We start from the raw sequence: 16,235 nt of genomic DNA on the forward strand, positions 1-16,235 counted from the left end.
CCACATCCTCAGCGAACTGGACGAGTACTGCACCCACATCCTGAGCCTGCGCGGCGGCCGCGTGGAAAGCCACGAGGCCCTGCACGGCGGCATCAAGTCACCTGCCGCCGGCGACGATGCCCCGCTGGCACTGTACGCGCTGGAGCTGGCGCCGCCCCCGGGTGCCTCGGCCGGGTCGCTGGCACGGCAGCTGCATCTGGTCCTTCCCGACACCCCTGTGCCGCCGCCCGATGACCAGGGCCTGGTGCACCTGCAGCTGTGGCTGCCCACCCTGCCGCGCGAGCGCGCCGATCTGCTGGCCCGCCTGGTCGGTACCGGCCTGCCCGTGGCCAGCCTGGCCCCGGTGCGCGAGCGCCTGCAGGACCGCTATGCGCGCGGCCTGCAGAACGCAGCAACCCCCACGCCTGCGGAGCAGCCATGACGCACAACCCCGAATTCCAGCGCCAGCTCTGGCTCAACTGGCGGCCGTCCCAGCTGGGCTGGAGCCTGCTGCTCACCGCCTTGCTGCTGGCCACGCCAATGGCCCTGGTCCAGCCCGACCGCCGCCTGCACACGCTGCTGATCGCCGCCCTGGTCGGCATGTGGATCGCCGCGGCCGGCCTGGGCAGCGTGCTGGCCGGACGCGGCCTCAACGAGGAAGCGCGCCAGCACACCTGGGACTGGCAGCGCCTGTCGGCCCTCACGCCCTGGCAGATGGCCTGGGGCAAGCTGCTGGGCGCCCCGCTGCCGGCCTGGCTGTACATGCTGTGGTGCGCGCTGGCCGTGCTGGCCACCTCGGCAGGCCAGCCGGGCGGGCTGGCCTGGGGCGTGCACGCCGTGCTGCAGGCCGTGCTGTGGGGCCTGGCCCTGCAGGCCTGGAGCATGCACTCCGTGCTCATGGGCTGGGGGCCGAAGGAGCAGCCCGCGCGCCGCATCCGCTTCGTGCTGGTGCCGCTGCTGTTCGTGATGGTGCTGCCCGGCCCCATCCTGGGCCGGTTGACCGAGCAGCTGGGCCGCGAGGAAGGCCGCCCTGTGCTGTGGTGGTCCGTGCCGCTGCACGGGCGCGGCGCCATCTACCTGTTCGGCGCCATCGCGCTGGGGCTGGGCCTGCTGGCCCTGTGGCGGCTGCTGTGCACGCGGCTGGATGTGCGCACCCTGCCCTGGGCCTGGCCGCTGGGCCTGTGCGTGGCGGGCCTGGCCTTTGGCGGCATGCACCTCGATGCAATGCAGTTGCAGGGCCCCGGTCCGGCCTCCTTCTTCGCATGGACCACGGGGCTGGCGCTGGCGGGCACGGCCTATGTCTGCCTGCACGGCATGGACGAAGGCCTGCGCAGCTGGCGCCAGGTGCAATGGTGCGTGTTGCAGGGGCGCTGGCGTGGCGCGCTCGAGGCCCTGCCGCTGTGGCCTGTGAGCTGGCTGCTGGCCGTGCAGGCCTGTGCGCTGTGGCTGCTGTGGCCCGCAGGCGGCCAGCCCATCCTGCCCGGTACAGCCCAGTTGGCGGCACTGGCAACGGCGCAGTTGCTGCGTGATGCCGCGCTGGCCACGGGCTTTTCCCTGCTGGCCGGGCGCATCAAGTCGCCGCTGGCCGCGTTCGCCGTCACCTGGCTGCTGGTCAACATCGTGCTGCCGCTGCTGGCCTTTGGCCTGGCCGGGGCCGATGCCGCCATGCTGGCCCAGCCGCTGGCAGCCGGCCTGACAAAGCCCGTCACCAGTGGAATGTGGCTGTCGCTGGCCGTGCAGGTGGGGCTGGCCCTGGCCTGGCTGGCCCATGTGTTTCGCCAGCGCGTGCTGGGTTTTGCGCGCGAGCAGCACACGGCTGTGCGGTGATTTGGCGCATGGATTACGCGAATTAGGACTAAAAAAGTAAAATCGCGGGTTCCACTAGGCCGGGCCGCAGGCGCCCTCACGACATGAACTCCATCCAGATCGGTGTGGTCATGGGCTCCAGCAGCGACTGGGAGACCATGCAGCACGCAGTTGCCATTCTTCAGCAATTTGGCATCGCCCATGAAGCCCAGGTCGTCTCGGCCCACCGCATGCCCGACGACATGTTCGCCTACGCCGAGGCCGCTGCCGGCCGTGGCCTGAAGGCCATCATCGCGGGTGCGGGGGGCGCTGCCCACCTGCCCGGCATGATTGCCGCCAAGACCGTGGTGCCCGTGCTCGGCGTGCCCGTGGCCAGCCGCCACCTGCAGGGCGTGGACTCGCTGCACTCCATCGTGCAGATGCCCAAGGGCGTGCCCGTGGCCACCTTTGCCATCGGCGCGGCCGGTGCGGCCAATGCGGCCCTGTTCGCCGTGGCCCTGCTGGCCAATGAGGACCCGGCCCTGCGGGCGAAGCTCGAAGCCTTCCGCGCCGAGCAGACCGCCGCAGCGCGCGCGATGACGCTTCCCCCGGTGGCCGTATGAGCGCAGATGTGATCCTGCCGGGCGCCACGCTGGGCGTGCTGGGTGGCGGCCAGCTGGGCCGCATGTTCGTGCAATCGGCCCAGGCCATGGGCTATTTCACGGCCGTGCTCGACGCCGACCCGACCAGCCCTGCCGGCCTGGTCAGCCACCACCACATCCGTACCGGCTACGAAGACCCGCAGGGTCTGGCCGAACTGGCGCGCCTGTCGGCCGCCGTCACCACCGAATTCGAGAACGTGCCCGCCGCGGCGCTGAACCTGCTGGCCGCCCAGCGGCCGGTCTCGCCGGCTGGCTCGTCCGTAGCCATTGCCCAGGACCGCGCCCAGGAGAAGGCCCACTTCGTGCGCTGCGGCGTGCCCTGCGCGCCCTATGCGGTGATCGAGACGCCGGCCCAGCTGGCGGCCGTGCACGCCAGCCTGCTGCCCGGCATCCTCAAGACCGCGCGCATGGGCTACGACGGCAAGGGCCAGGTGCGCGTGAAGAACGCCGCCGAGCTGGCCACCGCCTGGGAGCAACTGGGCCGCGTGGCCTGCGTGCTGGAAAAAATGCTGCCGCTGGCCCATGAATGCTCGGTCATCGTGGCGCGCGGCCGTGACGGCTCCATGGTCAACCTGCCCGTGCAGCGCAACCTGCACCGCGAGGGTATCCTCTCCGTCACCGAGGTCTACGAAGGCAACCTGCCCCAGGCCCAGGTCGAGCAGGCGCTGGCCGCCGCACGTTCCGTGGCCGACGGCCTGGACTACGTGGGCGTGCTCTGCGTCGAATTCTTCGTGCTGCAGGACGGCATGCTCGTGGTCAACGAGATCGCGCCGCGCCCGCACAACAGCGGCCACTACAGCCAGAACGCCTGCGATGTCTCGCAGTTCGAGCTGCAGGTGCGCTGCATGACCGGCCTGCCGCTGACGCAGCCGCGCCAGCACAGCCCGTCCATCATGCTGAACCTGCTGGGCGACCTGTGGTTCAAGGACGGCGAACAGGCCAAGGCGCCGGCCTGGGACCAGGTCCTGGCCCTGCCCGGCTGCCACCTGCACCTGTACGGCAAGCACGACGCCAAGCGCGGCCGCAAGATGGGCCACCTGAACGTCACCGGCCCCACGCCCGAGGCCGTGCGCTCCACCGCCCTGCAAGCCGCTGCCATCCTGGGTATAGAGCCGTTCTGAAGGCCCGCGCGATGATTCTTGATGGAACGCTGGCGGCCTCTGTCCAGGCCGCCGCACAGGCGCTGCAGCGCGGCGAACTGCTGGGCCTGCCCACGGAAACCGTCTATGGCCTGGCGGCCGATGCCGACAACGACGCGGCCGTCGCGCAGATCTTCACCGCCAAGGGCCGGCCGCCCAACCATCCGCTCATCGTGCATGTGGCCGACAGCGGCGCCATCACGCGCTACGCACGTGAAGTGCCGCTGTTCGCGCAGCAGCTGATCGACGCCTTCTGGCCCGGCCCGCTGACCCTCATCCTGCCGCGCCTGCCCCAGGCCGCCCGGGCCTCGACCGGCGGCCAGGACAGCGTGGGCCTGCGCTGCCCCTCCCACCCCGTCGCCCATGCCGTGCTGGCCGCCTGCCAGCAGTTGCAGCCGCCCGTCTGGGGTGTGTCGGCGCCCAGCGCCAACAAGTTCGGCCGCGTCAGCCCCACCACGGCGGCCCATGTGGCCGACGAGTTCGGCGACACGCTGCTGGTGCTGGACGGCGGCGCCTGCGAAGTGGGGATTGAATCGACCATCGTGGACTGCACGCGCGGCGTGCCCGTGCTGCTGCGCCCCGGCGCCATCACGCGCGACGATATCGAGCGCGCCTGCGGCCAGCGCCCCCTGTCCAAGGACGAGCTGCTGGAGAACACGCCACGCGCCTCCGGCACGCTGCTGGCCCACTACGCGCCCAACGCCAAGGTCCGGCTCATGGATGCAAGGCAGCTGCAGGCCGGGCTGGACGTGCTGGGCGCCGACGCCCGGAACCTGGCCGTCTACCACCGCGCACCGCTGCGCACCGCCTCGCGCGCCGTCACGCTTCGCGCCATGCCCGCCGACGCCGCCGCCACCGCGCGCGAGCTGTTCGGCGCCCTGCGCGACTTCGACGAGATCGGCGCCCAGCTGATCTGGATCGAGACCCCGCCCGACACGCCGGACTGGGAAGGCGTGCGCGACCGGCTGCTGCGCGCGGCGGCTGCGGGATAGAAGAGGCCCCCCCGGGGACTGCAGTGCCGCATCGGGCATCAACCCGCGCACCTGTCCAACGGCGTGCGGCGCAGGAACAGGCGCCGTTCCAGGCCTTTGAATGGCAGGAGTTGCTAGAATCGCGCTACACAATCCCTTCGCGGTGTCATTCAGTTGGCTCAGGCTTAGGGCGAAAAGGCCACCGCAAGGTGGTCTTTTCATTGGTGGATTGGACATTGACCAGAACAACCATCTACATCGACGGCTACAACCTCTACTACTCGCGGCTCAAGGGCACGCCGTACAAGTGGCTGGACATTGCTGCGCTGTTTCGTGATCGCATCCTGCTGCCGCAAGACCCTGGCGCAGAGGTTGTCGCCATCAAGTACTTCACGGCTCCCGTCAAAGCCTCGTACGCCCGGCATGGCGAGGCATCGGTCCAGGCACAGACCCAGTACCTTCGCGCCCTGCAGGCACGAGACCCTGGCCTGATCCAGATCGTCAACGGCTTCCACGTCTTCGAACCCACATCCCTGCCGAGCTATCAAGCGGGCGCCAACCCGAGCAAGAACAACGTGTCGCGCGTCTGGATGATCGAAGAAAAGCAGACCGACGTGAACCTTGCGCTGCACGCCTACCGTGATGCAGTACGTGGCGAATGCGACCAGTTGGTGATCTGCTCCAACGACAGTGACGTGGAACCCGCACTGCGCATGCTGCGCGAGGACGTGCCCGCCGCCAGGCTGGGGCTGGTCATGCCATTGCGCGACAGGACCGCAGCAGACGGCAAAGTGCCCAACAAGCGCTTGACGGCGTTGGCGCACTGGGTTCGCCATCACATCAGGGACGACGAGCTGGCGCAATCGCAGTTGCCGCTGAACGTGCAGACGCGGAAAAAACCAGCCGGCAAGCCTGCGCATTGGTGAACCCCCACAAAGCGGCCCTGGGCGGAACGCTGCCGCCTAGGACCTCTTCACCGAAGGCTCGTACGCCAGCTCCATCCGGTAGGCCAGCGCCAGGAACAGCGACTGCGCCAGGGTGAGCGTGCTGGTCAGGGAGCGAAAGCCGAAGGTGGCCGCGTCCTGGGCCAGCAGGGTGACGGTGGCGCGGGATGCCAGGGGGCTGAGCTGGCTGTCGGTCAGCGCCAGCAGGCGCGCGCCGCGTGCCAGGGCCGCGTCCACCACCTCCAGCGTTTCGGGCGCATAGGGCTCGAAGGAGACGGCCAGCATCACGTCGCCGGGCGACAGCGCACGCAGCTCGCCCTTTTGCATGGCGCCCAGGCCGTGCAGCCAGTGCACGGGCTTTTCGGTGTGCTGCAGCGCATAGGCCAGGTAGGCGCCCACGGGGAAGGCCCGGCGCGAGGCGGCCAGCCACAGCGAGGGGGCATCCAGCATGAGGTCCACCGCCGCCTCGAACTGCTCGGGCGGCAGGCCGCGCTGCAGGGCCTGCAGGCTTTCGATGCTGCCTTCGATGACCTCGTGCGCCAGGCGCGCGCTGCTGCGTGGCTCGTTGCCCGAGGCGATCAGGCCCCGGATGCGGTCCTGGTAGTCATGCTGGGCCGAGAGCTGGCGCGCCGCATCGGCGCGGAACAGCGCCTGCAGTTCCGAGTACCCCGAGAACCCGAAATGCTTGGCAAAGCGCACCACGGCCGAAGGCTGCACGCCACATTGCTCGGCCGTGGCCTGGATGCCGTCGAAGGCCAGGCGATCGCCCTGCATTTCCACATGGCGGCCGATGGCCTTGAGCTGGCGGCTCAGGGCCTCGAAGCCTTCGCGCAGCACGGTGAGGAAGGCGGCGCGGTCGGCGTAGGGGCCGGCCAGCGAGGGGGCGCCTGCATCGCCAAGGGCTTTTCTATTTTTCATATATATGGAAAACTTTTTCTATTTCGATCTATGATCGCATGCACGCAACGATTATGGACAGGCCCGCACGCGGGTGTCCGCAACGCACAGGCCTATGACGATGAGCATGCTGAACTTTCCCTCCGACCGGCCGCTGGACGTGGCCTGCCTGGGCCGACTGGCCGTGGACCTTTACGCGCAGCAGATCGGCTGCAGCCTGGAGGAGGCCAGCAGCTTTGCCAAGTACCTGGGTGGCTCCTCGGGCAACATGGCTTTCGGCACGGCGCGCCTGGGGCTGCGCTCGGCCATGATTTCGCGCGTGGGCGATGAACAAAATGGCCGCTTCCTGGTCGAGACGCTGCGCCGCGAGGGCTGCGACACCAGCCAGGTGCAGGTCGATGCCCAGCGCCTGACCGGCATGGTGCTGCTGGGCATCAAGGACCAGGAGACCTTCCCCCTGCTGTTCGCCCGCGAGAACTGCGCCGACATGGCCCTGGACGCCGAGGCCATCAGCGAGGCGTTCCTGGCCCGCTGCCGCTGCCTGGCCATCACGGGCACCCACCTGAGCGCACCCGGCGTGCTGGCCGCCAGCCGCAAGGCACTGGAGATGGCAGGCCGCCACGGCCTGGTGCGCGTGCTGGACATCGACTACCGGCCCGTGCTGTGGGGCCTGGCCGGACGGGGCGACGGCGAGACGCGCTATGTGGCCAGCGCCGAGGTCAGCCGCAGGCTGCAGGCCGAGCTGGGCCAGTTCGAACTCATCATCGGCACCGAGGAGGAATGGCTGATCGCCGGCGGCGTGGAGGGCGACCTGATCGCCAGCCTGCGCCGCGTGCGCGAATGCAGCCGCGCCGTCTTCGTGGTCAAGCGCGGGCCGCTGGGCTGCTCGCTGATCGAGGGCGAGGTGCCCGATGCGATCGCCGATGCGCCCACGGTGCTGGGCGAGCGGGTGGAAGTGCTCAATGTGCTGGGCGCGGGCGATGCCTTTGCCTCGGGCCTGCTGTCCGGGCTGCTGCGCGGCAAGAGCCTGGAGGAATCTGCGGCGATTGCCAACGCCTGTGGCGCCATCGTGGTCTCGCGCCATGGCTGCGCGCCGGCCATGCCCACGCAGGCCGAGCTGGCGCACTGGTTCTCGGGCCACCGCCATCCGCGTCCCGACCAGGACCCCGAGCTGTCCCACCTGCACCGCGTCAGCCGCGCGCGGCCGCAGTGGCCCGCGCTGTGCGTGCTGGCCTATGACCACCGCAGCCAGTTCGACGATCTGGCGCGCGAGGCCGGCGCAGCGCCCGCGCGGCTGCGCCCGCTCAAGCGGCTGATCAACGAGGTGGTCGCCCAGGTCGAGCGCGATCCGGGCAACGCGGGCCGCATGGGCGTGCTGATCGACGGCCGGCACGACCTGGGCGAGGCCGCGCTGCACGACGCCACGGGACGCGGCTGGTGGATCGGCCGGCCCATAGAGCGGCCGGGCTCGCGCCCGCTGCGCTTCGACGGCACGGACTCGCTGGCTTCCGAGCTGCTGCACTGGCCGCAAAGCCATACCGTCAAATGCCTGGTCTTCTACCACCCCGACGACACGCCCGCACTGCGCGCCGAGCAGGATGCCTGGCTGCAGCAGGTCTGGACCGCCACGCGCGCCAGCGGCCATGAATTGCTGCTGGAAGTGATCCCGCCAAAGGACACGCTGGCGCCCGACGACCGGGGCGAGGCCGTGCTACGCGCCATACGCCATTTCTACGACCTGGGCCTCAAGCCCGAATGGTGGAAGGTCGGCACCATGGCGCGCGAGAACTGGGAGGCGCTGGACGCCCTGGTGAACGAACGCGACCCCTGGTGCCGGGGCGCCGTGATCCTGGGGCTGTCCCAGCCCGTGGAGCAACTGGTGCAGGGCTTTGCCCAGGCACGGGCGCCCGTGGTCAAGGGTTTCATGATCGGCCGCAGCGTCTGGGCCGGTCCGGCCCTGCAGTGGCTGCGCAACGAGCTGGACGACGCCGCGCTGCGCGATGCCGTCGCCGCCAACTTCCGCGCGCTGATCGCGGGCTGGGATGCCAGCCGCGTGGACGCGCGCCAGGACATCACCGAAGGAGCTGCGGCATGAGCCTGCTCGTCAAGGCCGCGCCCGGCCGCATCGTCACCGACATCACGCCCGCCAGCGCGGGCTGGAAGCACATCCACTTCAAGGCGCTGCAGCTGCAGGCGGGCGAGCAGGAGGAGCTGTCCACGGGACCGCTCGAATACTGCATCACCGTGCTCACCGGCCAGGTGGACGTGCAGGTCGGCAGCCAGGCGTTCAGCGCCCTGGGCAGCCGCGCCAGCGTGTTCGAGGAGAGTGCGCCCACGGCCGTCTACGTGCCGCCCGGCCAAAGCCTGCGCATCACGGCGCGCGGCCCGGCCGACATTGCCTTGAGCGCCGCACCCGCCACGGGCCGCCACGCCACGCGCGTGATCGCCCCCGAAAGCATGCGCCGCAGCGTGCGCGGCCAGGGCAGCAACACGCGCCATGTCTGCGACATCCTGCCCGAGACCGAGGCGGCCGAGTCCCTGCTGGTGGTCGAGGTCATCACGCCCGCAGGCAACTCGTCCAGCTATCCGCCGCACAAGCACGACAGCGCCGACCCCGCCGCGCCGGACGCCGAGACCGTGCTGGAGGAAACCTACTTCCACCTGCTCAACCCCAGCCAGGGCTTTGCCTTCCAGCGCGTCTACACCGATGACCGCAGCATCGACGAAGCCATGGCGGTGGAGCATCGCGACACCGTGATGGTGCCGCGCGGCTACCACCCCTGCGTGGCCCCGCACGGCTACGACCTCTACTACCTCAACACCATGGCCGGGCCCGAGCGGCGCTGGGCCTTCCGCAACGACCCCGCGCATGAATGGATGCTGCGGCCGCGCTGACGCACGGCGCAACAGACGCCCATAAAAACCACCGGAGACAAAAAAATGCTGTTCAACCCAATGGCCCTGCACCGCAAGGCCTGGCTTTCCTGCGCCCTGCTGACGCTGGGCATGGGCACCGCCCAGGCGCAATCCGCCCCAGCCCCGTCCTCCCAGGGTGCGCCAGCCTGGCCCACCCAGCCCGTCAAATGGGTGGTGCCCTACGCACCGGGCGGCACCACCGACGTGATCGCGCGCCAGCTGGCCGTGCAGATGGGCAAGGACCTGGGCCAGCCCGTGGTGGTGGACAACCGTCCCGGCGCGGCCAGCATCATCGGTGCCACGCTGATCGCACGCGCCCCGGCCGATGGCTACACGCTGGGCACGGCCGACTCGGGCACGCTGGCCTTCAACCCCGCCATGTATGCGCGCCTGAGCTATGACGCGGGCAAGGACTTCAGCTACATCGGCGGCCTGGGCCGCATGCCGCTGGTGCTGGCCGTGCATCCGTCCTTCCCCGCGAAGAACGTGCAGGAATTCCTGGCCATGGCGCGCAAGGAGCCGGGCGGCATCTCCTCGGCCTCGTCGGGGCCGGGCTCGCCGCTGCACGTGGCGCTGGAGCTGTTCAAGCAGCGCACGGGCACCCAGATCCTGCACGTGGCCTACAAGGGCTCGGCCCCGGCGCTGCAGGACCTCATGGCCGGCCAGATCCAGTCCATGTTCGTGGACCTGCCGCCCAGCATCTCGGCCATCCGCGCGGGCAAGCTGCGCGTGCTGGCCGTGGCCACGCCCCAGCGCCTGCCCATCCTGCCCGACATACCCACCATGGCCGAGGCCGGCGTGCCCGGCTTCGAAGCCTATGCCTGGCAGGGCTTCGTCGGCCCCGCCCACCTGAGCCCTGCGCTCACCGAGCGCCTGAACAAGAGCCTGGCCACCGCCCTGCGCCACCCCGAGACGCGTGCCAAGCTCGAAGAGATCGGCATACAGCCCATGGAGATGACGCCGCAGCAGTTCGCAGGCTTCGTGCGCTCGGAACAGGCGCTGTGGAGCGGCGTGATCAAGGCGGCCCAGATCAAAATGGATTGAAGCGCAGCAGCGACAAAAGACACTTAGAACAGATTCCGGAGACAACATGACCACCGCATCCCGCCGCCATTTCATCCGCTCACTCGGCGCCCTGGCCGCAGCGCCCGTCCTGCCCGCCGTGGCACAAGCGCCTGCCGGCGCCTGGCCCCAGCGCCCCATCGAACTCATCGTGCCCTTCGCTGCAGGCGGCGGCACCGACGTGCTGGCACGCGCGCTGGCCGAGGTGGCGCGCAAGCACCTGCCGCAGGACCTGATCGTGCTCAACCGCGCAGGCGCCAGCGGCGCCGTGGGCTGGACCGAGCTGGCCAATGCCCGGCCGGACGGCTACAAGATCGGCATCATCACCGTCGAGCTGACCATGATCCCGCACATGGGGCTGACCAAGATCAGCTCCGACGCCCTGCTGCCCGTGGCCCGCCTGAACGCCGACCCCGCCACCATCGCCGTGCGTGCCGACTCGCCCTATCGCAGCATCGAGGAACTGATCGCCGCCGCGCGCAAGGACGAGGCCGCCGTGCGCATCGGCAATGCCGGCCCGGGCTCGCTGGGCCACCTGGCCGCCGCCGCGCTGCAGGACAAGGCGGGCGTGAAGTTCAACCACGCGCCCTACCGCGGCGCCAACCCCGCCGTGCTCGACCTGCTGGGCGGCCACATCGAGGCCGTGGCCGTCACGCCCGTGGAGGTGGCCACCTATGTGGCGGCCGGCAAGATCCGCCCGCTGGCCATCATGGCCGAGCAGCGCATACAGGCCGGCTGGGAAGCCGTGCCCACGCTCAAGGAGCGCGGCATCGACCTGCTCATCGGCGGCTGGCGCGGCCTGGCCGTGCCCCGCAACACGCCCGACGCCGTGGTCCAGACCCTGCGCAAGGCCATGGCCCTGACCCTCAAGGACCCCGTCCTGCGGGAAACCATGGCCAAGCAGAACATGGGCGAGGGCTACCTGGACCAGCCCGAATTCAAGGCCGTGATCGACCGCGACAACGCGGTGTTCAAGCAGTTGGTGGACAAGCTGGGGATCAAGGCCTGAGGGCTCGCCCTCAGCGGATGAACCCCGCCGCAAACGACTCCCGCAGAAAGTCCACGAACACCGCCACCGCGCGCGGGACGTGGCTGGCGTAGGGGCGGATGGCGAACAGCTGTTCGCCGAAGGCGTCGACGGGCCGCCAGCCGGGCAGGACTTCGCTCAGGTGGCCGGAGGCCAGGCCCGATTGCGCGCTGAAGTCCGGAACCAGGGCGATGCCCAGGCCGGCCAGTGCCGCGTCGCGCAGGATTTCGCTGTTGTTGGCGGCAAAGCCGCCGGTCACGGGAACGACGACGCGCACGCCGTCCACGCCGGCGTCGCGGGGAACGAAGCTCCAGGCCGGGGCACCCTGGGTGCGCGGATAGTGCAGGCAGTGGTGCGCGGCCAGGTCCTGCGGCGTGGACGGGGTGCCGTGCGCGGCCAGGTAGTCCGCGCTGGCCACGAGCAGCGAGCGCGTGGGCGCCAGCGCCCAGGCCACATGGGTTTCGGGCGGCGCCGTGACGTGGCGTATGGCCAGATCAAACCCTTCCAGCGCCAGCGAGCGTATCTGGTCCGATAGGTCCAGCTCCAGCCGAATCTGCGGATGGGCACGCAGGAAGGCCGGCAGGCGCGGCATGAGTTGCTGGCGCGAAAAGGCCAGCGGCGCCGTCACGCGCAGCAGGCCGCGCGGTGCGGCAGCCAGGTCGCGCACGCCGGAGAAGCTGTGGGCAATGTGCTCGAAGGCACCGCGCGTGTCGTCCACCAGGCGCTGGCCCGCTTCGGTCAGGCGCACGCTGCGCGTGGTGCGGGTGACCAGGGCGATGCCGGCTGCACGCTCCAGTTCGGCCACGCGCTGGCTCATGGCCGCCTTGCTCACGCCCAGGCGCGCGGCGGCCGAGGTGAAGCTGCCCTGCTGCTCCAGTACGACCAGCCAGTGCAGGTGGCTCCACAAGGCCTCGGCCTTGGCATCGGGTTTTTCATTTGCCATGCATGGATTGTTCAGCAAATTGAACAATCAATTCAAGCGCAGCGCCTAGGCAGGCAGAAAGCGCACTTCTAGACTGCCTGGCATGAACACCGCAAACACCTCCTTCGCTTCCATCGTCCACTACGTCAACGGCCAGCGCACGGCAGGTGCCAGCGACCGCGGGCAGGACGTGACCAACCCGGCCACCGGCCAGGTCACGGGCCGCGTGGCCCTGGCCTCGCGCGCCGATATCGATGCCGCCGTGGCTGCGGCCAAGGCGGCCTTCCCGAAGTGGGCCGATACGCCGCCCATCCGCCGTGCACGCGTGCTGCTGCGCTTCCTGGAGTTGCTCAACCAGCACAAGGACGAGCTGGCCCATGCGATCACGGCCGAGCACGGCAAGGTCTTCACCGATGCGCAGGGCGAAGTCAGCCGCGGCATCGACATCGTGGAATTCGCCTGCGGCATTCCGCAGCTGCTCAAGGGCGATTTCACCGACCAGGTCTCCACCGGCATCGACAACTGGACGCTGCGCCAGCCCCTGGGCGTGGTCACGGGCATCACGCCCTTCAATTTCCCGGTGATGGTGCCGATGTGGATGTTCCCGGTGGCCATTGCGGCGGGAAATACCTTCGTGCTCAAGCCCAGCCCCATCGATCCCACACCGTCGCTGCTGATCGCCGACCTGCTCAAGCAGGCGGGCTTGCCTGACGGCGTGTTCAACGTGGTGCAGGGCGACAAGGAGGCGGTGGACGCGCTGATCGAGCATCCCGACGTGAAGGCCGTGAGCTTCGTGGGCTCCACGCCCATTGCCAACTACATCTACGAGACGGGCGCGCGCCACGGCAAGCGCGTGCAGGCCCTGGGCGGCGCCAAGAACCACATGGTGGTCATGCCCGATGCCGATATCGAGCAGGCCGTGGACGCGCTGATCGGCGCCGGCTACGGCTCGGCCGGCGAGCGCTGCATGGCCATCAGCGTGGCCGTGCTCGTGGGCGACGTGGCCGACCAGCTGCTGCCGCGCCTGATCGAGCGCACCAAGGCGCTGAAGGTGCTGGACGGCGAGGACCTGGCCGCGGAAATGGGCCCCATCGTGACGCGCGCCGCGCACGAGCGCATCAGCGGCTATATCGACCTGGGCGTCAAGGAAGGCGCGCAGCTGCTGGTCGATGGCCGGGGCTTCGACGGCAAGGCGGCCGGCGCCGCCACAGGCACGGACACCTCGGGCGGCTTCTGGCTGGGCGGCACGCTGTTCGACCATGTCACGCCCGACATGCGCATCTACAAGGAAGAGATCTTCGGCCCCGTGCTGGCCGTGGTGCGCGCCAAGGACTTCGCCGAGGCCGTGCAGCTGGTCAACGACCATGAGTTCGGCAACGGCGTGGCCTGCTTCACGCGCGACGGCAATGTGGCGCGCGAGTTCGGCCGCCGCATCGAGGTCGGCATGGTCGGCATCAACGTGCCGATTCCCGTTCCCATGGCCTGGCACGGCTTCGGCGGCTGGAAGCGCAGCCTGTTCGGCGACATGCACGCCTATGGCGAGGAAGGCGTGCGCTTCTATACCCGCCAAAAGAGCATCATGCAGCGCTGGCCCGAGAGCACGCCCAAGGGCGCGGAATTCGTGATGCCCACGGCCAAGTAGGCGCAGTCCCCCTCCATGAAAAAACCAGCCCGCGGGCTGGTTTTTCTTTGGGGCTGCGACCTGTCAGAAGCGGTATCCGATGCCGATGGCGTAGACGTTCGGATTGAGCTTGAGCGACACGCTCTGGCCCGAGGACAGGTGTGCCGTGGTCTTCAGGAAGCTCTTGTAGTAGGCCACGTCCAGGAACCAGCGCTCGTTGAAGTTGTAGACGAAGCCGATCTGGGGCGTCAGGCCCCACTTGCTGTCCACCGAGGCCGTGGTGGGGTTGGCCAGCGTGCCACCGGTCAGGCCGTTGAGGGAGGCCGTGGTGCGCTCGCCGAAGAACTTGGCATAGGTCACGCCCAGGCCCAGGTAGGGGCGGAAGGCGGAGTTGGCCTCGCCGAAGCGGTACTGCGCGAACACGGTGGCGGGCAGCACCTTGGTGCGGCCGAGCTTGCCCGTGCCGGAGATGGCGCCATCGCCCACGAAGTCGTGCTTGAACGGCAGGCCCATGGGCACGTCGATGGCCCAGTTGTTGGTGACCATGTAGGTCACGCCGCCCGTGAGCTGGCTGTTGGCCTTCACGTCCACGCGGGTGTCGGGGAAGCTGGGTGTGCTCAGCCAGCCGCTGCTGGTCTGGGGATCGATGCGCGTGGCGCCCAGGCGCACGCTCCAGGTGCCGGCGGACTGGGCGGTGGCGGCCATGCAGGCCGTGGCCATGGCCATGGCGGCGGTGATACGCAGGAATGTCTTCATGGATGTGTCTCCTCGTGCTGCGTGTCTGCTATCACAGCCAGCCTGCGCGGGCCAGGGTACGGGAGGCCAGCTGGCTCATCTGCTGGTGGCCGTAGGGCGTGGGGTGGAAGCTGTCGGCAAAGGCATAGCTCTTCCACCAGTTGGCGCTGGTCTCGCCCACGGGAATGGAGGCGGACAGCGCGGCCTCGGTGCAGGTCGGGAAGCTGTAGGTGGGCAGGCCGTCGGCGCCCACGCCGGTGGCAGGGCAGGCCGCCTTTTTCACGTTGGTGTAGGCGTACTGGGCGGGGTCGGCCATCTGCTGGCGGAACTCGCTGTAGAAATCGATGATGGCCACGCGGCTCTCGCCCGCGAAGCCGGTGGCAACCTGCTGGTTGAAGGCCTTGACCCAGCCGTCGAACACGGTCTCCAGCTGGGCGGCGGCGGCCGAGCCCTGCTGCTGGGCCACCGATTGCAGTACCAGCTGGAAGCGCGGCGTCAGCGTGATGGCCGGCACGTTGAGGATGGCCACGCGCGTGGCGCCCTTGCCCAGCACATTCGCCTGGATGGTGGACACATAGCCCTTGGCCAGGTTCTGCATGTACAGGCCGCCGGCCTGGGCCATGCCGGCCTGGCCCTGCTGCAGCAGCGCACCCAGCGTGGCCGCGTCGATCTTGGTGGACAGCAGCGCCTTGAAGTTGGCGCCCTGGTCCCTGGAAGCGGCCAGGAAGGCGCCGATCACGTCGGCCGCGTCATTGGCGCCGCCGTCGATCACGGCCAGGTCATCGGCCGTGAAGCCCGCCGCGCCGGCCAGCAGGATCTGCTGCGTGATGGAGATGGGCGCCGTGGGCGCGCTGGTGTAGTTGATGCGGCCGCCGCCCACGGCGTAGTTGTTGCACGAGGTGTTGGGCGTGAAGGCCGTGCCGTTGAAGCGCGGGCACAGGGAGATGTTGTACAGGCCCGCCACGCGCTCGGCCCAGACCTGGTTGGAGCCGGCGCCTGTCAGCGTGGCGTTCTGCACGGTGAACTTGTAGCCGAAGGTGCCGCTGTCGGAGAGGCTGTCGCCCATCACCTTGACGGAGGTGATCTTGGCACGGGGGGTGGTGTCGGCGCCGCTGCCGCCACCGCAAGCGGCCAGCAGGCCGGCCGTGGCCAGGGAGGCCGCGAGGATTCGATAACGATTTGCCAAGGTGTGATCTCCGTGAAGTGTTGTGAATAGCACGACCGTGCTTTTTTTGGTGATTGCCATCGTAGCGACAGTCGCACCTTGGCGACACCGGGCAAGTACCGATAGGAATCGCGGGCCGACCGGGCATTTCGCACGCGGGCGAATAGACGATAAATACCGGTCTGGCGCCCGCAGGCAGGACAAGGCCCTTGCCGGGCAGGAGGCAGAAACACAACGGAAAGGGCCTGCAAAAGCAGGCCCTGGAACAAGAGCGCAGGCAGCGTATCAGCGGTCGTGCGCCGTCCAGTCCACCAGCGCATCCCAGGCCGCGCGCGCGGCGGCCGCATTGGCGTGGTTGGCCATGGCCACCAGCACGTATCGGCGGCCGCTGGCGCCATCCACATAGCCGG

The 16,235-nt window shown here is 69.4% G+C and carries 14 protein-coding genes and 1 pseudogene; 11 read left to right on the forward strand and 4 right to left on the reverse strand.

The window, feature by feature from the left end; translation table 11 throughout:
- The 6 genes and pseudogenes from L995_RS07610 to L995_RS07635 form a co-directional block, all read left to right on the forward strand.
- Positions 1-421: pseudogene (locus L995_RS07610) on the forward strand (ABC transporter ATP-binding protein); the annotation flags it as partial.
- Positions 418-1,806 (forward strand): hypothetical protein, encoded by a 1,389-nt coding sequence (locus tag L995_RS07615; RefSeq protein WP_047470695.1) that lies wholly within the window; start codon positions 418-420, stop codon positions 1,804-1,806. The pseudogene L995_RS07610 and the gene L995_RS07615, both read left to right, overlap by 4 nt.
- A gap of 83 nt (positions 1,807-1,889) precedes the next feature.
- Complete coding sequence (purE, locus tag L995_RS07620; RefSeq protein WP_047470696.1) at positions 1,890-2,387, forward strand: 5-(carboxyamino)imidazole ribonucleotide mutase; 498 nt, start codon at positions 1,890-1,892, stop codon at positions 2,385-2,387.
- A complete protein-coding gene (locus L995_RS07625) occupies positions 2,384-3,547 on the forward strand; it encodes a 5-(carboxyamino)imidazole ribonucleotide synthase (protein ID WP_047470698.1) in 1,164 nt (387 codons plus the stop codon). Before purE ends, L995_RS07625 begins: the two co-directional genes overlap by 4 nt.
- A gap of 11 nt (positions 3,548-3,558) precedes the next feature.
- On the forward strand, positions 3,559-4,557 hold the full coding sequence (locus L995_RS07630) for an L-threonylcarbamoyladenylate synthase (protein ID WP_047326340.1): 999 nt from the start codon (positions 3,559-3,561) through the stop codon (positions 4,555-4,557).
- Positions 4,558-4,772: 215 nt separating this feature from the next.
- Complete coding sequence (locus L995_RS07635) at positions 4,773-5,462, forward strand: NYN domain-containing protein (RefSeq protein ID WP_231574380.1); 690 nt, start codon at positions 4,773-4,775, stop codon at positions 5,460-5,462.
- 36 nt (positions 5,463-5,498) lie between these two features.
- Here L995_RS07635 and L995_RS07640 read toward each other — a convergent pair whose 3' ends face one another.
- Positions 5,499-6,398 carry a MurR/RpiR family transcriptional regulator gene (locus L995_RS07640; RefSeq protein WP_047470703.1) on the reverse strand — a complete coding sequence of 300 codons (900 nt, stop codon included), beginning with the start codon at positions 6,396-6,398 and terminating at the stop codon, positions 5,499-5,501.
- 100 nt (positions 6,399-6,498) lie between these two features.
- Between L995_RS07640 and L995_RS07645 the strand changes: the two genes are divergently transcribed.
- Genes L995_RS07645 through L995_RS07660 form a run of 4 tightly spaced genes read left to right on the forward strand, consistent with a single transcriptional unit; the run spans position 6,499 to position 11,364 of the window.
- Entirely contained in the window at positions 6,499-8,472 is a 1,974-nt protein-coding gene (locus L995_RS07645) for a bifunctional 5-dehydro-2-deoxygluconokinase/5-dehydro-2-deoxyphosphogluconate aldolase (RefSeq protein WP_047470705.1), read from the forward strand.
- A complete protein-coding gene (gene iolB, locus L995_RS07650; protein ID WP_047470706.1) occupies positions 8,469-9,272 on the forward strand; it encodes a 5-deoxy-glucuronate isomerase in 804 nt (267 codons plus the stop codon). Before L995_RS07645 ends, iolB begins: the two co-directional genes overlap by 4 nt.
- A gap of 45 nt (positions 9,273-9,317) precedes the next feature.
- On the forward strand, positions 9,318-10,337 hold the full coding sequence (locus L995_RS07655) for a Bug family tripartite tricarboxylate transporter substrate binding protein (RefSeq protein WP_082001514.1): 1,020 nt from the start codon (positions 9,318-9,320) through the stop codon (positions 10,335-10,337).
- Positions 10,338-10,383: 46 nt separating this feature from the next.
- A complete protein-coding gene (locus L995_RS07660) occupies positions 10,384-11,364 on the forward strand; it encodes a tripartite tricarboxylate transporter substrate binding protein (RefSeq protein WP_016452035.1) in 981 nt (326 codons plus the stop codon).
- Between the two features lie 10 nt (positions 11,365-11,374).
- Here the strand turns inward: L995_RS07660 and L995_RS07665 are convergent, their stop codons facing one another.
- Positions 11,375-12,325 carry a LysR family transcriptional regulator gene (locus L995_RS07665; protein WP_016449120.1) on the reverse strand — a complete coding sequence of 317 codons (951 nt, stop codon included), beginning with the start codon at positions 12,323-12,325 and terminating at the stop codon, positions 11,375-11,377.
- Positions 12,326-12,407: 82 nt separating this feature from the next.
- On the opposite strand from L995_RS07665, the gene L995_RS07670 reads away from it, so the two are divergent.
- A complete protein-coding gene (locus L995_RS07670; RefSeq protein WP_047470711.1) occupies positions 12,408-13,946 on the forward strand; it encodes a CoA-acylating methylmalonate-semialdehyde dehydrogenase in 1,539 nt (512 codons plus the stop codon).
- Between the two features lie 63 nt (positions 13,947-14,009).
- Here the strand turns inward: L995_RS07670 and L995_RS07675 are convergent, their stop codons facing one another.
- Entirely contained in the window at positions 14,010-14,681 is a 672-nt protein-coding gene (locus L995_RS07675) for an OmpW/AlkL family protein (RefSeq protein WP_047470713.1), read from the reverse strand.
- A gap of 31 nt (positions 14,682-14,712) precedes the next feature.
- Entirely contained in the window at positions 14,713-15,846 is a 1,134-nt protein-coding gene (locus L995_RS07680; protein WP_047217891.1) for an SGNH/GDSL hydrolase family protein, read from the reverse strand.
- Positions 15,847-16,235 lie beyond the last annotated feature (389 nt).

The sequence above is a fragment of the Delftia sp. ZNC0008 genome, assembly GCF_000799035.1.
GTDB classification, from domain to species: Bacteria; Pseudomonadota; Gammaproteobacteria; order Burkholderiales; family Burkholderiaceae_C; genus Comamonas; species Comamonas tsuruhatensis.

Bases quoted from the DNA above. Each gene is read 5' to 3' on its own strand.
- L995_RS07615 (WP_047470695.1), top strand. From the start codon at position 418: ATGACGCACAACCCCGAATTCCAGCGCCAGCTCTGGCTCAACTGGCGG.
- purE (WP_047470696.1), top strand. From the start codon at position 1,890: ATGAACTCCATCCAGATCGGTGTGGTCATGGGCTCCAGCAGCGACTGG.
- L995_RS07625 (WP_047470698.1), top strand. From the start codon at position 2,384: ATGAGCGCAGATGTGATCCTGCCGGGCGCCACGCTGGGCGTGCTGGGT.
- L995_RS07630 (WP_047326340.1), top strand. From the start codon at position 3,559: ATGATTCTTGATGGAACGCTGGCGGCCTCTGTCCAGGCCGCCGCACAG.
- L995_RS07640 (WP_047470703.1), bottom strand. From the start codon at position 6,398: ATGAAAAATAGAAAAGCCCTTGGCGATGCAGGCGCCCCCTCGCTGGCC.
- L995_RS07645 (WP_047470705.1), top strand. From the start codon at position 6,499: ATGAGCATGCTGAACTTTCCCTCCGACCGGCCGCTGGACGTGGCCTGC.
- iolB (WP_047470706.1), top strand. From the start codon at position 8,469: ATGAGCCTGCTCGTCAAGGCCGCGCCCGGCCGCATCGTCACCGACATC.
- L995_RS07655 (WP_082001514.1), top strand. From the start codon at position 9,318: ATGCTGTTCAACCCAATGGCCCTGCACCGCAAGGCCTGGCTTTCCTGC.
- L995_RS07660 (WP_016452035.1), top strand. From the start codon at position 10,384: ATGACCACCGCATCCCGCCGCCATTTCATCCGCTCACTCGGCGCCCTG.
- L995_RS07665 (WP_016449120.1), bottom strand. From the start codon at position 12,325: ATGGCAAATGAAAAACCCGATGCCAAGGCCGAGGCCTTGTGGAGCCAC.
- L995_RS07670 (WP_047470711.1), top strand. From the start codon at position 12,408: ATGAACACCGCAAACACCTCCTTCGCTTCCATCGTCCACTACGTCAAC.
- L995_RS07675 (WP_047470713.1), bottom strand. From the start codon at position 14,681: ATGAAGACATTCCTGCGTATCACCGCCGCCATGGCCATGGCCACGGCC.